Source organism: Agrobacterium sp. M50-1, from assembly GCF_049843495.1.
Lineage (GTDB): Bacteria > Pseudomonadota > Alphaproteobacteria > Rhizobiales > Rhizobiaceae > Agrobacterium > Agrobacterium radiobacter.
On record NZ_JBBHZH010000008.1, the window covers coordinates 58,943 to 72,654 of the forward strand.

Here is a 13,712-nt window from a genome sequence, read left to right on the forward strand (position 1 = left end):
CCGTGGATGCCACCTTTGTGCCCTGGCTTTGGGCATCAGTCAATATGGGTGTGGAGCGGAAATAATTTCCGCTTCGAGGCCGAAGCTCACCGTCCTGCGGTCGCCGCGCGGATGGCCGCTTTACGCCATCGAACGAACCCGCTCGCAATGAGCGACCGAGTTGGGGGCGGTAGCGGTGAACTTTAATAGGCAGACGTTAATCTGCCAGGCGCGGGTATCGCCGGACGAGCCCAGCAGTGGTGTTTAGGGTAGCGCATCAAATTCCCGCTGATGGCCATGCACCATCTCCCGCAGCCTAGCTGGCTGCAGCACTTCGACCGACTTGCCCCACGAGTAGAGGTGCCAACACATTTCAAGGTGGCCCGAAGCCCTAAAACGGACCAGCAACGAGCCATTTGCTTCCTCCTCGACAGTCTGCGTTGGGTGAAACACGAACCGTCTCGCGTGCGGCGCAGCGTCAGGGCTGAAGCGCCACACGACGTCGCCATGCTCGGCGGCGCTTTCGTAAGAGCCGAAGCCCTTCTCGGCGTGGGCGCGGATGCTGAAGCCGGGGTCGAGCTCGAAGCTCTCGCCCAGGACCTCGGCTGAGTATATCTCCTCTACACGATAGTGCTGGAGCCCCCCGCCTTTCTTCGCCATGTCGCGGGCAACGAGATAGCGACGCACGCCGAGCAGCAGCCCGTGCGGCGCGACAACGCGCTCGCTCGGCTTGTCCTGGGTACGCTTGCGGTAGACGATTCGTAGCAAAAATGGCCCCTTCAGGGCTTCCGAGATCGCTGCATCGACCTCGCTGCTGATTGCCGGCCGGGGGCCGGGACGGGCTGCATGGCCCAGCGCCTCAAGCAACGCCTCCTCATCGACGGCGAGCCGAGTCCCGGCGCCGGGTGGTAGGAGCGCGCGGACTTTGGATTGAAGCTGTCGTAGCATCGCAGCCTCCGCCGTCATATGTTGCGCCTCGAGCTCGCTGATCGCGGTGGCTATGGCTGCAAGTTCCTCGGCCGACGGAGTCAGCAACGGCGCGATTGCCTTAGCGTGGATGCGCCACCGGCGCTTGCGGTCCTCTCCGTCCTCGGACTCGGTCTGGGGAAATGCGGCCTGGAGCGCCTCCATCATTCGCTGCGCGGTGCGATGGGAGCAGCCCCATTCCTCGACGATCTCCTCCAGCGATACGCCACTCCGGCGCGTCGCCATCATTGCGAGCTTGAGCAGTTCCTGAGCCTTCGCAAACGACATGGAAATCACCACGACAGCTTTTGTCACCCTTATATGCTATATGGCAGGAAAGGGGAATGCGCATAAGGAAAGGGAAATGCGCATGCGTAAGATAGACGACGCTTTGAGGCTCTCGGCCTCTGACCTGATGCGCTTTAAGGGTTGTCGGCACGCGACCGCACTCGACCTACGCTTGATCGAAGTCGGCGACCTTGAGCCACGCAAGGACGGCACCGAGGCCGAATTGCTGCAGCGTCAGGGCGATGAGCACGAGCTCGCGTTCCTCGAGCAGATCAAGGCGAGCGGTCGCCGGGTCGTCGAGATACCCAAGGATGGAATCCCGCTCGAAGAGTCTGTGCGCCTCACCCTAGATGCGATGCGGGATGGACCCGACATCATCTTCCAGGGCGCACTGCTCGATGGCGCATGGGGCGGCTACAGCGACTTCCTCGAGCGTGTCGAACGGCCGTCCGATCTCGGCGTCTGGTCATACGAGGTCGTCGACACCAAGCTAAAGCGTAAGCCCGACCCAAAACATGTCCTTCAACTCTGCCTCTACAGCGACCTGATCGCGAAGGTGCAGGGGGTGGCGCCCGAGGCGGCCCATCTGCAGCTTGGCGACGGCAGCCGCTTCACCGTGCGTCTTTCGGAGGTATCCTCCTATGCGCGCCACGCCCGCCTTTTGCTAGAGACGTTCCTCGTCGAACGGCCCGAGACGCGACCCGAGCCGGTGTCGGCATGCGCGCTCTGTCGCTGGAGCGACCTGTGCGGGAAGCAGTGGGAGGTGGAAGACAGCCTCGCACTTGTCGCCGGAATCAGCCGGTCGCAACGCCAGAAGCTTGAGGCGGTCGGCGTGAGCACAATGGCAGGCCTCGCCGCCCGCGGTGAGCGCGTCCCGAGGATGGCGGCCGAGACACAGCGCAAACTGGTCGCGCAGGCGCGCCTCCAGTCGGCGCGACGCGCTGGCGGCCCACCCTCGTTCGAGCTGCGCGACGCGGAACCCGGCATGGGCTTCGGCCTCCTTCCCGCCCCCGACGACGGCGACATCTTCTACGACATCGAGGGCGATCCCTACTTTCCGGGCGGCCTCGAATACCTTCATGGCGTCTGGTATCGTGAGGGCGCGAACTGGCAGTTCCGGGCCTTCTGGGCGCATACCCGCGAGGACGAGGGCCGCGCCGCCGCTGACCTGCTGGCTTTCCTCGTCGACCGCATACGGCACTTCCCGAACGCGCACGTCTATCACTACGCCAACTATGAGATCGCCGCGCTCCGTCGGCTAACCGCGCAGCACCGCACCGGCGAGGCAGCGATGGACCAGCTCCAGCGGGAGCGGCGCTTTGTTGATTTGTTCAAGGTGGTCGCTGGCGGGATGGTCGCGTCCGAGAAGGGCTATTCAATCAAGGACCTCGAGGCCTTCTACATGGAGAAGCGGGCGGCTGACGTCGCGACCGCCGGCGCTAGCGTCGTCTTCTATGAGGAGTGGCGGCAGACGCGGGAGCAGCGACTTCTCGACGAGATACAAGACTACAACCGCACCGACTGCGTCTCGACGCAAATGCTCCGCGACTGGCTGATCCGCGACGTGCGCCCGGCAGGTATGCCGTGGCCCATGCTCGGCGCCATGCCCGAGGATGGCAATCTCTCCAACGTCGATGCCGAGGACGAGGAGGTCGCGGTGCTGCGTACGCGCTTGCAGCCGGCCCGCGCGCGGCTCGGCGAGCGCGTTGCCGACTTGCTCCTTGACCTCAGCCAGTTCCACAAGCGCGAGGACAAGCCGACCTGGTGGGCGATCTTCGACCGCCTCGCGCAGGAAAGCGAGGAACTGCTTGACGACCTCGAGTGTATTCAGGGACTTGAGGCCATAGGTGAGCCTGTAAAAGTCACCGCGAAGTCGTTCGAGCGTACCTACCGCTTCCCGCCGCAGGAAACGAAGCTGCGCGCGGGCAAGTCGCCGTGCGTGAAGCCGGCGGCTATGCCCGAGGACGTCAACCTCCGTTCCATTAACCACGAGGCAAACACTCTGGTGCTACGGCGCTCGACGGCGAAAGGGTCGCTTCCCGACAGGCTCGACCTCATACCGCCGCAGCCGCTCCGCAACAGCGTCCTCAAAGACGCAGTCGCTGCGGTGACCGAGGAGATCATCGCCAACACCGGCCGGCTCCCGGCTGTCGAGCATCTGCTGACGCAGTCGCCGCCGGTATTTGTCGATGGCCTGCGACCCGTCAGTGTAATTCCGACCGATGGCGACCTTCCCATCGAGACTAGCCGCGCGATCGCGGCGATGGCGGGAACGACGCTCGCGATCCAGGGCCCGCCGGGCACCGGCAAGACCTTCGTCAGCGCGCTCTCGATCGTGGACCTCGTCCGCGCGGGCAAGCGCGTCGCGGTCTCATCCAACAGCCATAAGGCGATCAGCAACCTCCTCGAGGCGGTGGTCGATCGGGCACGCTCAGAGGGCGTGGCGTGCCGCGTCGTCCAGAAGGCGTCCGATGACGGCGATGACGAGGGGCACCCCGGCATTGTCGTCGTTAACGACAACGACGCGCCAGAGATCGCGACGGCGCACGTGGTCGGTGCGACTGCTTGGCACTTCGCTCGCTACGCTGATTTCGCCTTCGACTACCTTGTCGTCGACGAGGCAGGGCAGGTCTCAATCGCCAACATCCTCGCCATGGCCCGCTGCGCTCGCAACATCGTGCTTGTCGGCGACCCTATGCAGTTGCCGCAACCACTGCAGGGCAGCCATCCCGGTGACAGTGGCAGGTCGTGTCTGGAATACCTAATCGACGGCCATCGGGTCGTGCCGTCCGACCGTGGTGTCTTTATGCCGATCAGTCGCCGCATGCATCCGCGGGTATGCGGCTACATCTCGACGGCAGTCTACGAGAGCCGACTAAGGAGCGACGAGGAGGCCGGCGGCCAGACGCTCGTCTCCCGCAGGGGCGACGACTTGGTCGGCGCTGGCATGCGTGCCGTCGCACACTTCGGCCGTTCGCAGGTCAGCCCTGAGGAAATCGACGCCATTGTTGCACGGATCGCGGAGGTGGAAGGCTCGACATATCGCGACAGAGATGGTCGCGAGCGTATCGTCGGTCATGCCGATATCCTCGTCGTTGCGCCCTACAACGCACAGGTAAACGCGTTACGGGCGCGGCTGCCGGGGACGGTCCGGGTCGGCACGGTCGACCGTTTCCAAGGCCAAGAAGCGCCCATATGCTTAGTGTCCATGACAACCTCGAGCGGCGAGGAGCTGCCGCGCGACATCGCATTCCTGTTCTCGCTGAACCGGATCAACGTGGCAGTCTCGCGTGCCCAAGTCGCAGCGATGGTATTTGCCGCTCCAGCGCTTCTTGAGACTCCGTGCCGGACGATCGAGGAAATCGCGCTGGTCAACGCACTCTGCACGTTACGCGAATATGGGGGTGACAGCTTCTGACACCCGCGTGTGCGACTGTGCGGTGATGAAGTGGCACCTTTGAGACATCAGCTTTCGTCACATAATCGACAGCCATAGCCATGGCGGCGATCCCAATTCCACGCGAGGCTTACCCAAGGCGCTGAGTGGCCTGGAAAGGGATCGATATGAACCAGCGAGAAACATTCCCAATGAACGAACTGCCTAAAGGTATTCACAACATAACCCGTCTGCCGAGCGCGCCGCTCGGCGAGCTCTGGAATTCGATTGTCTTAGACGAGGGCACCAAGGCCAAGCTGCTGTCGCAGGCCGTGCTCAATTTCACGCTGCGTTCGAAGGTTTCGCGCTCGGTGATCCCGTTGCATGGCGTCATTATGCTTACGGGCGTTCCTGGGACGGGGAAGACCTCGCTCGCCAAGGGGCTGGCACATCGCGTTGCCCAAGCTTTCCGCAGCGATGCCTTCCGCCTTCTCGAAGTGGAGCCTCATTCTCTCGCCAGTGCTGCCCACGGCAAGACCCAGCGCGCAGTGACCGATCTTTTCGGCCAGGCGATCTCAGAGGCCGCACAGGTCGGTCCGACGATCGTCCTGCTGGACGAAGTTGAGACTTTGGCGGCGGACCGCGGCAAGCTAAGCCTTGAGGCAAACCCCGTCGATGTCCACCGCGCCACGGATGCAGTCCTTGTCCAGCTCGATGCCCTTGCAGAAAAGCATCCAAACCTTCTGTTCGTAGCTACGAGCAACTTCCCCAAGGCCGTTGACGACGCGTTTCTCTCGCGTTGTGATCTCATTCTCGAAGTCCCGCTCCCCACCAAGGAAGCCTGCCTGCTCATCCTGCGCGATTGCCTTGGCGGCCTTGCTAAGGTCTTCCCGGAGATGGGGAAGCTCACGGACGCTAAGGGTTTGGAAGAGTGCGCTGCTGCCTGCGTCGGTTTGGATGGCCGCGCCATTCGCAAGATGGTGGCTAACGCACTGGCTTCCGACCAGGCCACCGCGATGAACCCGGGCAGCGTGACAATGTCGGCAATCATCGCTGCCGCAAAATCAGCCCATAAGACTCGCGTCAAGGAGACCCGTACATGAGCAGCACCTACTCCCGCGTCTTCCGCAGCAATCCTCACCGCGATGCGCTCGACACCTGGGAGGAGATTGTCGAGCTGCTCACGCAGGGGCGTAATGGTTCAGATCGGAACGAACTTCTCGCGGCAGGCGGCACGGCGGCGAGCGTCATCGCCGACCAGGCGGCCAAGGACGCTGCGATTGTAGTGACCTGCGACGGCCCGCGCACGCGCATATACACCCTCCATGATGACGATGCCATCGATGGGTCGGATGCAAAGGAAGACACGCTGGGCTACGACCCTCTGAAGGGCGATTGGAAGTTGTCGCTACCTTGCCCCACCGACGACCTCGAATGGGTCAACAACTCGCTGAAGAAGCAGAGCAACCGGATCACCGCCCGCGACAGCGCGGAAACCGCTGGCAGTGATACCACGAAGCCCTCCACCAGCGGCGCGCTCGTCCTCAATCCGAAAGGTTTCCTCGGCTCATGACCACCGTTGCCGTAAACACCTACACCCACTCGGTAACCTACGTGGCCGACAATATCCTCAAGAGCCTCAAAGACATCATCCGTCTGAGTGGACTCGATCCTTCGAACCTTGTCAACGACTGGGACACCAACATGCGGGCTCTCAAGACGTGGTTGGGGACGCAAGACCTCGAAAGGGTTGTGCTGGAAATCTACAACAAGACGACAGGTGCGCTCATCGTCCGCTGGGACATCGACATCGTCTATAGCTGGAACGGCGGCGGCGGCTTTTGGACTGACACTGATCAGCTCAAGTATCACCTTCGCAAGGCGGGTGTCGCACCTTCCGACGCCTGCTACGACATCAAGATGAAAAGCAAACCGGGACGACCGGACGTGCAGGGCTGGGGCCCCGGCTCTTACCGTTCTACCGATGGCTTCATTCGTCACAATCTCGGATCGACGATCGACCACAATGGCCTAGGCGGAAGCGCAGCCTACTGGAGGAAGAGCTGATGCTTACGACCGACGACGCGTTCAGGAAATTCAAGTCGAGGCTTGAGCTTAACGACCGCGAACAGGAAAACGCGTCAAAGAGGCAGAACGAGGTGAGAGACTATCTCGATACCAAGTTCGCCATAGCCAACAGCTTCTTGACAGGGTCTTACAAGCGTCACACCAAGACCAAGCCGCTCAAGGACATCGACATCTTCTTCGTCCTCAAGGAAAGCGAACGTTCCAAGTACCGTGACAAGACCCCCTCTGTTGTCCTCGACGATTTCCATAAGGCACTCGTCGAGAAATACGGCGAGAAGGCGGTGCGCAAGCAGGGCCGTTCGGTGAACGTCGACTTCGGCGTTGCGGTAGACGCCGAGGACAATACCGACTACCGCATCCTGAGCGTCGACGTCGTTCCTGCCTTCCCGTCTGGCGACGACTTTGAAATCCCAGACACGGACAAAGGCGAGTGGATCAAGACGAATCCCAAGATTCACGCTCAGAAAGCGATTGATGCGCACCAGGCTTTCTCCAACGAATGGAAGGGCCTGGTCCGCATGGTCAAATATTGGAACAACAATCCAAGGCACGGAGCCGACAAGCCCGTCAAGCCGTCGTTCCTCATCGAGGTCATGGCGCTCGAGTGCCTCTACGGCGGATGGCAGGGCCGCTTCGACTACGAAATCGAGGGGCTGTTCTCGACACTGGCCGACCGCATCTTCGACACCTGGGCCGATCCCGCCAGGCTCGGCCCGCCGATCAGCGACGGCATGGACGGCACCCGCAAGCAGCGTGCACGCGATCTTCTCATGGCAGCCGGCCGCGATGCTCGAAGCGCCATAAATCTCGCCAAGCAGGGACGCAACGGCGACGCCTTGAAAGCATGGCGCGCACTGTTCGGTCCCAAGTTCCCGCTCTCCTGAAGAAAAGGAAGACCTGATGTCCGAATGGTCCCTGTCACAACTCCTTTCCTCGTTGCACGAAGACATCCAATCGCGGCTGTCGGTGGCGCGCAAGAGCTTCCAGCACCCCGGGATGAAGGGCGACGCGAGCGAAAGCGTCTGGATCAGCCTGCTGGAGAAGTACCTGCCCTCCCGATACAGCGTCGCCAAGGCCCACGTCGTCGACAGCAGGGGGAAATTCAGCGAGCAGATCGACGTGGTCGTTTTCGACCGGCAGTATTCGCCGTTCATCTTCACCTACGAGAACCAGACGATCATTCCCGCCGAGAGCGTTTACGCCGTCTTCGAGGCGAAGCAGACTGCCGACGCGCAGCTCGTCAAATATGCTCAGGAAAAGGTTGCTAGTGCCAGGCGGCTCCATCGGACGAGCCTGCCGATACCGCACGCGGGCGGCGTCTATCCAGCGAAGCCCTTGATCCCAATTTTCGGCGGAATCCTGACTTTCGAGAGCGAATGGAGTCCGCCAATGGGCAAGTCGCTTGAAGCGATCCTCCTCGATGGCACCGGCGACCGCCAGTTGGATATCGGGTGTGTGGCGTCGCACGGCCACTTCGCACGCAACGGCGCAGGCGGATATGACTTCGTGTCCGAGAACAAGCCAGCCACCGCATTCCTGTTCAAGCTGATCTCTCGGCTACAATTCAGCGGCACCGTCCCTATGATCGACATCGACGCCTATGGTGAATGGTTGGCGAAGTGATCGACGACGTCCAACAGTGTTGGCATGTCATGGGTTAACAAATGGGGCCTCGCGATAGCGCATCGTCACGATAGGCGGTGAACAATCCGCTGCCCGAGGGAACCGACGCATGCTCATTGATTGGAGACAAAGCTCCACCATCTGCACCGATGTTCGCAATCGGCAGTGGGTTCAATTGATCGCCGCAACACACTCTGCAAATCTTTCCGCGGGCGTCTGATAAAGCACGGTCTTCCTTGGACGTTCGTTGAGCTGCCTGGCGATTGCGGACGAGGCCCATTGTGTGTCGAAGTAGTGCGACGATTTTAGGCGCGACTACCGCTAGTCAGCCGCTTTATCAAGGAACATCGGGCGATGAAACGCCTGCTCAGGTGCTTTGCCTAACCGCCACCGCGTCGAAAAGCTTGGGGATCGTGCGCGCCGCGGCGCCCTGCCGGCTGACAAGAGAAGGCTTTTCGGGCACTGCGCATCAATTCAACCAGTTGCGGTGTCTGACGCGAATTGACACCCATGGCGTTTATTTTAGAAGCTGCGATCCGGTGAAACGATTCTTCTTCGGCTCATTCTTGTTCGAGATTGTAGGGCGACCATGAAAGACATTGCGGCAGTATCTGTTTTTCGGCAACCGACTTGATGCTGCGGTGCGGCGAGAGACCGGAGCCTGGTGAGGACAGCGAAGATGCGGCCCTGCTGCAGAGACAGGGCGAAGCACACGAAGCGGCGCACTTAGAAAATTGAAGCCTCCGGCTGGTCGGCGTTCGCCATCCCGCGTGATGATCTGACCGCCGATGCCGACGCCACTTGAGATGCCTTTAGCGCTAGGGACTGAGGTCGTGTTGCAGGGAGCGTTCCTGTCGGGCAACTGGGGCGGATGGTTGAATTTCTGATGCGAGTGGACCGCCCTTCGGCGCTTGGCGGGCTCGAGTATGTGCACGGTATCTGGCACGACGGGCAGTTTTGGGCCTTTTGGGCGCATGATCGCGCCGTGGAGGCACGGGCGCTTGAGGGTCTTCTGACTTTCTTTAGTACGCGTTTGGAGGAATACGCGAAACGAAATGTGGGACGGGTGAGCAGATTCGGTTGGTGAACACGTTGTGTGCATTGAGCATTATGGAAATTCAGAGTGAAACAAACGATGACAGAAGATGAAAGCGGTTGGGTTCAGATCCAAAAGGAACAAGCTGTAGCCTTTGGCAAGCCAGTCCCTTCTGGTTTCGTTGTTCGCCAGGGTTCAACCGCGATGCGTGTGGGATCTCCAGACAAGAAACGGGATAGGCCCGAGCGAGATCGATTGTTAGAGCAGGGTGTTTTAGTTCCCGATGAGAACCCAGCGCTTTTCCGTTTTGCTGTCGATCATGTATTCAACAGTCAGAGTCGCGCGGCGGGAGTGGTAATCGATGGAAATAGCAATGGTAGTCATTGGCGACCAGCTACAAGCGTTCCTCCGATTGAAGCCGATGCAAGGAGTATCTTCACGAGAGCCGAGATTGAAGCGGCTATGGATGCCTTTGATCGCCACAGCCTGACCGGTGAAAACGCAGAGATATTCAGTCAGTTCGGAGAACCTCGTGATTACTGGGTGCGCTCCAGTCGTGAGCGCCCAAAGCGCGTTTATCCCACGAAGCCACTGGTCGGCTTCATCTTGCAGAAGATCGACCTGAACGGAGGATGGGGGCAGAAAGCGGATGCGGCTGCGCGACTACACAATTCGGGCTTCATTATTGTGGACCAGGATGACAAGCCTGTTCCGCCTCCCGAACGCTACGACCACCTTATACGCGACGCTGACCGCATTCGTCTTTGCGCGCGAAATTATTTCATTGAGCCGGGGCGAGAGCGGAATGCTCCAAAGGTGGCTATTCGCGCCAGCCAGATCGCCGAGGCAATGGACCTACCAGACGCATTTCCGAACATCTGCAGTGCACTTGGTGGCAAGAAGTTCCAGCAATTGGCTCAGGTGCCACCCCCAACTCATACCGAGCCGAACCCCAGCAGCTCAACCATCTTCACTTACAAGCTCGCATCGCAAGCGGAGGTAGCCACCGTGATAGAAGCAAAAACAACACCAACACGCTCGGCAACCAACCTGATTCTTTACGGCCCGCCGGGAACCGGCAAGACTTACGCCACCGCATTGGAAGCCGTTCGACTGTGTTTGGGCGACTCAGCGGCCGAACTTCTGCGCGCTGAACGCGAGGCCCTGATGGTCGAGTATCACCGTCTTTCCAGCGAGGGTCGGATTGAGTTCGTTACCTTTCACCAGTCGATGACCTATGAGGATTTCGTCGAGGGCCGTCAGCCCATGACAGGATCGGACGATAGTGAAGAAACGTCTTCAGCGGGTTTCCGGCTAGAAACCGTGCCTGGAATTTTTCGGCGCATTGCCAAGCGAGCCGAAACGGGCTTAGGCAAGACGGCGATCTGCAATCGGATCACGATTGATGGTAGACAAATCTACAAGATGTCAGTTGGCTTCAGCCGAGACGCCGGAGATCAAGACCTCTTCGAGGAAGTGATTGAGGGCGGCTACACCGTTCTGGACTGGGAAGACATCGACTGGAGCGACCCAAAGTATGAGGCTGCTGAGGAAATCCTGAAAACTTGCCAGTCAGAAGGAAAGATCGAGGGACCGGTCACTTTACAGTCTGGCCAGGTGTCAATCACCGACACGTTTCGAAATCGTCTCAAGCGAGGCGATATCATTGTCGTGTCGAAAGGGAACCGGTTGGTCCGAGCTATAGGTGAAGTGATCGGCGACTACGAATATCATCCGCGGCCAGAGGGAAACTATGGCCACAGGCGTGCCGTTCGCTGGCTCTGGCACGACGTTGCGGGTGTGCCGGTCACCGAGATCTATGATGGCAATTTTACGATGCGGTCGATCTACGGGTTGAGGAAAGAGCGCCTCAATATTCCTGCCCTCGAGCGCTACATGAATAGCACGATCAAGGGGGTTGATGCCGGCGCTGAACGCGAGGCTTTTGTGCTGATCATCGATGAGATCAACCGGGCCAATATTTCAAAGGTCTTCGGCGAACTGATCACGCTCTTGGAGCCCGACAAGCGGTTGGGTATGCCGAACGAAATCCGTCTTGCGTTGCCATATTCCAAATTGCCGTTCGCTGTGCCCGCGAACCTGCACATCATCGCGACGATGAATACGGCCGACAGGTCAATTGCGCTTCTGGACACTGCGCTACGGCGTCGGTTCGCGTTCCGCGAGCTAATGCCAGATCCTCATGTGCTGCCAAATAATGTTGAAGGGATCAATCCTCAGAAGCTTCTGCGCACAATCAACGAACGGATTGAGTATCTGTTCGACCGCGAACATCAGATCGGTCATGCCTATCTCACCGGCTGCGATACCCGCGCCAAGATCGCAGCGGCGATGCGATACAAGGTGATCCCCTTGTTATCCGAGTATTTCTACGAGGATTGGTCAAAGGTTGCCGCGGTCCTCGGCGACGCGGCGCAGAGCAATCCGCGGTTCTTGGTGCGAGATGTCATATCCGCGCCACCCGGATTGGACTCTGACACGGTATCTGGCGTTCGCTATCGCTGGCGCGTCCGTCCCGAGGTTCAAGGTGATCGCGATGGCGGTTTTGACTTCACGGAGTTCGAAGTCGAATGACCGCTTTCAGCGTGCTGGAATACCGGTCGCTCCCCCGCGGTGACGGGCCTGGCTGTATCCCGGACAGGATGGCCGACCGCCTGGCCGCAGTTAGCAAGACGTCGATTTTTGCTGGACGGGGCGAAAGGGGCGTGCTCGAGGACCGCCGGCATGAGTTGCGCGCCCGCGGGGTGGTTGGTGTCATCGCGGCCGAGGATTGCAGCCTGGAGATCCTTCCTAAGATCGACGTACCGGCCGCACATGGCTCGATAGAAGAGCGGGGCGAAATCCGCAAGCGTCTTGTCCACATGCTCGCCGTGGCGCTGGACATGAAGATCGAGACTGGGCGCTTGTCGGAACTGGACTGGCAGCACGAAACGCTTCTCGAAATCCTGGTCCGGATATTTTGTGGAAAGCTCACGGAAGCTGTCCGTCGCGGTATGCCACGTAAATATATTGGCCAAGAGGACGACTTACCCGCGTTGCGCGGGACGCTTGACGTGTCCCGCCAATTCACTCGCCATGCGGTTAATCCCAGCCGCCTCGCTTGCCGATTTGACGAGCTGTCCACCGACATCGCGTTGAACCGCGTCATGAAGGCGGCACTTGCCCATCTTTCCAAGCTGTCGCGCAGTACGTCCAATCTCCACCGGCTTCGGGAGTTGGCATTTGTCTATGCGGACATTTCGGCCATTCCGGTTCCCGCTCTGCGGTGGGATGAAGTCGTGATCGACCGGACCAATCGTGGCTGGCAGGATCTAGTCGGAATGGCGCGGATGTTCTTGCGCAGCCAATTCCAGACCACAAGCGCCGGGGCCGGCCAGGGAACAGCGCTTCTGTTCGAAATGAACACGCTTTTCGAGGAGTACGTCGGACGGTTGGTTGCACGCGCGATGGCAGGAACAGAGTACAGCGTCACGCTACAGGGCGGGCGGGAGTATTGTCTGACGGCTCAAGACAGCGGGCGTCAGGTTTTTCAAACCAAACCTGACATCCTGATCCGCCGTGGCAGCGAGGTTGTGCAAGTGATAGACACCAAGTGGAAAAGGATTTCCTCTAGGATTGATGATCCTAAACAGGGCGTTTCCCAATCTGATGTTTACCAGATGATGGCCTATGCCCACCTTTACAAGGCACCTCACTTGACCCTGCTTTACCCCCACCACACAGGACTTTCGGGGCACGATGGCATCCAAGGGCAGTTCTGGATTTCGGGACAAGCCACGACACTTGAAACTGTGAGCATCGACGTGGCACTTGGCGCTGACGACGATATCGTTGCACGGCTAAAAAAAATCATTGTTCCCGCAACCGGCAAAGGCGTCATGGTACCCGGTTAAGCCATGAATAAATCAGACGCTTAAAGGTGGAACGGGCGTTATGCCGCCATGACGTTAAAGCGTGCCTCAATTGGTTTCCGGGGCCTTGAAAGGCGTGGGGGGCTCCTGGCTATAAAAATACTTCATCCGCCTTCGATGCGGGCACGCGGTTCGATGTGCCGAGATCAAGGATTCCGATGGATCGGAAGCCGGCAGGATGCCGTCCGAGCAGCTTAATCCTCCGTCGCTGCCATCGCCAGTTCGTTGAGCTGCATTCCATCTGGTCGATCAGGTGCGCCCTGTGCTCGGAAACGCCCGCCGCGCAGTTCACGCCTCAGCTTCTTCTTGAATTTTGAGGATGGGGCTGCCATAGAACAGAAAGTGAACATAGCTATTTTCTATGCCGTGATCGAACGTCTGTTTGCGATTGCTTATCCATCAACATGGTTTTGTAGCCTTGGGA

9 protein-coding genes are annotated in these 13,712 nt (G+C 59.7%); 8 read left to right on the plus strand and 1 reads right to left on the minus strand.

What is annotated here, in order from left to right; translation table 11 throughout:
• Positions 1-243: 243 nt before the first annotated feature.
• Complete coding sequence (locus WDZ78_RS18475) at positions 244-1,233, minus strand: helix-turn-helix transcriptional regulator (RefSeq protein ID WP_113473258.1); 990 nt, start codon at positions 1,231-1,233, stop codon at positions 244-246.
• Between WDZ78_RS18475 and WDZ78_RS18480 the strand changes: the two genes are divergently transcribed.
• The 8 genes from WDZ78_RS18480 (at position 1,232) to WDZ78_RS18515 (ending at position 13,270) form a co-directional block, all read left to right on the plus strand.
• Positions 1,232-4,651 carry a TM0106 family RecB-like putative nuclease gene (locus WDZ78_RS18480; RefSeq protein WP_234941606.1) on the plus strand — a complete coding sequence of 1,140 codons (3,420 nt, stop codon included), beginning with the start codon at positions 1,232-1,234 and terminating at the stop codon, positions 4,649-4,651. The genes WDZ78_RS18475 and WDZ78_RS18480 overlap by 2 nt on opposite strands.
• 170 nt (positions 4,652-4,821) lie before the next feature.
• Positions 4,822-5,712, plus strand: coding sequence for an AAA family ATPase (locus WDZ78_RS18485; RefSeq protein ID WP_209787416.1), 891 nt, complete (start codon positions 4,822-4,824; stop codon positions 5,710-5,712).
• Positions 5,709-6,182 carry a hypothetical protein gene (locus WDZ78_RS18490; RefSeq protein WP_209787414.1) on the plus strand — a complete coding sequence of 158 codons (474 nt, stop codon included), beginning with the start codon at positions 5,709-5,711 and terminating at the stop codon, positions 6,180-6,182. The genes WDZ78_RS18485 and WDZ78_RS18490 overlap by 4 nt, the downstream gene beginning before the upstream one ends.
• Positions 6,179-6,676, plus strand: a complete 498-nt coding sequence (locus WDZ78_RS18495) for a hypothetical protein (protein WP_003508389.1) — start codon at positions 6,179-6,181, stop codon at positions 6,674-6,676. Before WDZ78_RS18490 ends, WDZ78_RS18495 begins: the two co-directional genes overlap by 4 nt.
• A complete protein-coding gene (locus tag WDZ78_RS18500) occupies positions 6,676-7,581 on the plus strand; it encodes a CBASS oligonucleotide cyclase (protein ID WP_209787412.1) in 906 nt (301 codons plus the stop codon). The genes WDZ78_RS18495 and WDZ78_RS18500 overlap by 1 nt, the downstream gene beginning before the upstream one ends.
• Positions 7,582-7,597: 16 nt before the next feature.
• Positions 7,598-8,320 (plus strand): DUF6602 domain-containing protein, encoded by a 723-nt coding sequence (locus WDZ78_RS18505; RefSeq protein WP_209787410.1) that lies wholly within the window; start codon positions 7,598-7,600, stop codon positions 8,318-8,320.
• Between the two features lie 1,498 nt (positions 8,321-9,818).
• On the plus strand, positions 9,819-11,951 hold the full coding sequence (locus tag WDZ78_RS18510; RefSeq protein ID WP_209788500.1) for an AAA family ATPase: 2,133 nt from the start codon (positions 9,819-9,821) through the stop codon (positions 11,949-11,951).
• A complete protein-coding gene (locus tag WDZ78_RS18515; RefSeq protein ID WP_209787408.1) occupies positions 11,948-13,270 on the plus strand; it encodes an McrC family protein in 1,323 nt (440 codons plus the stop codon). Before WDZ78_RS18510 ends, WDZ78_RS18515 begins: the two co-directional genes overlap by 4 nt.
• Positions 13,271-13,712 lie beyond the last annotated feature (442 nt).

Excerpts from the sequence above, each read along its gene's own strand:
- WDZ78_RS18480 (WP_234941606.1), top strand. The coding sequence starts at position 1,232 with ATGGAAATCACCACGACAGCTTTTGTCACCCTTATATGCTATATGGCA.
- WDZ78_RS18475 (WP_113473258.1), bottom strand. The coding sequence starts at position 1,233 with ATGTCGTTTGCGAAGGCTCAGGAACTGCTCAAGCTCGCAATGATGGCG.
- WDZ78_RS18485 (WP_209787416.1), top strand. The coding sequence starts at position 4,822 with ATGAACGAACTGCCTAAAGGTATTCACAACATAACCCGTCTGCCGAGC.
- WDZ78_RS18490 (WP_209787414.1), top strand. The coding sequence starts at position 5,709 with ATGAGCAGCACCTACTCCCGCGTCTTCCGCAGCAATCCTCACCGCGAT.
- WDZ78_RS18495 (WP_003508389.1), top strand. The coding sequence starts at position 6,179 with ATGACCACCGTTGCCGTAAACACCTACACCCACTCGGTAACCTACGTG.
- WDZ78_RS18500 (WP_209787412.1), top strand. The coding sequence starts at position 6,676 with ATGCTTACGACCGACGACGCGTTCAGGAAATTCAAGTCGAGGCTTGAG.
- WDZ78_RS18505 (WP_209787410.1), top strand. The coding sequence starts at position 7,598 with ATGTCCGAATGGTCCCTGTCACAACTCCTTTCCTCGTTGCACGAAGAC.
- WDZ78_RS18510 (WP_209788500.1), top strand. The coding sequence starts at position 9,819 with ATGGATGCCTTTGATCGCCACAGCCTGACCGGTGAAAACGCAGAGATA.
- WDZ78_RS18515 (WP_209787408.1), top strand. The coding sequence starts at position 11,948 with ATGACCGCTTTCAGCGTGCTGGAATACCGGTCGCTCCCCCGCGGTGAC.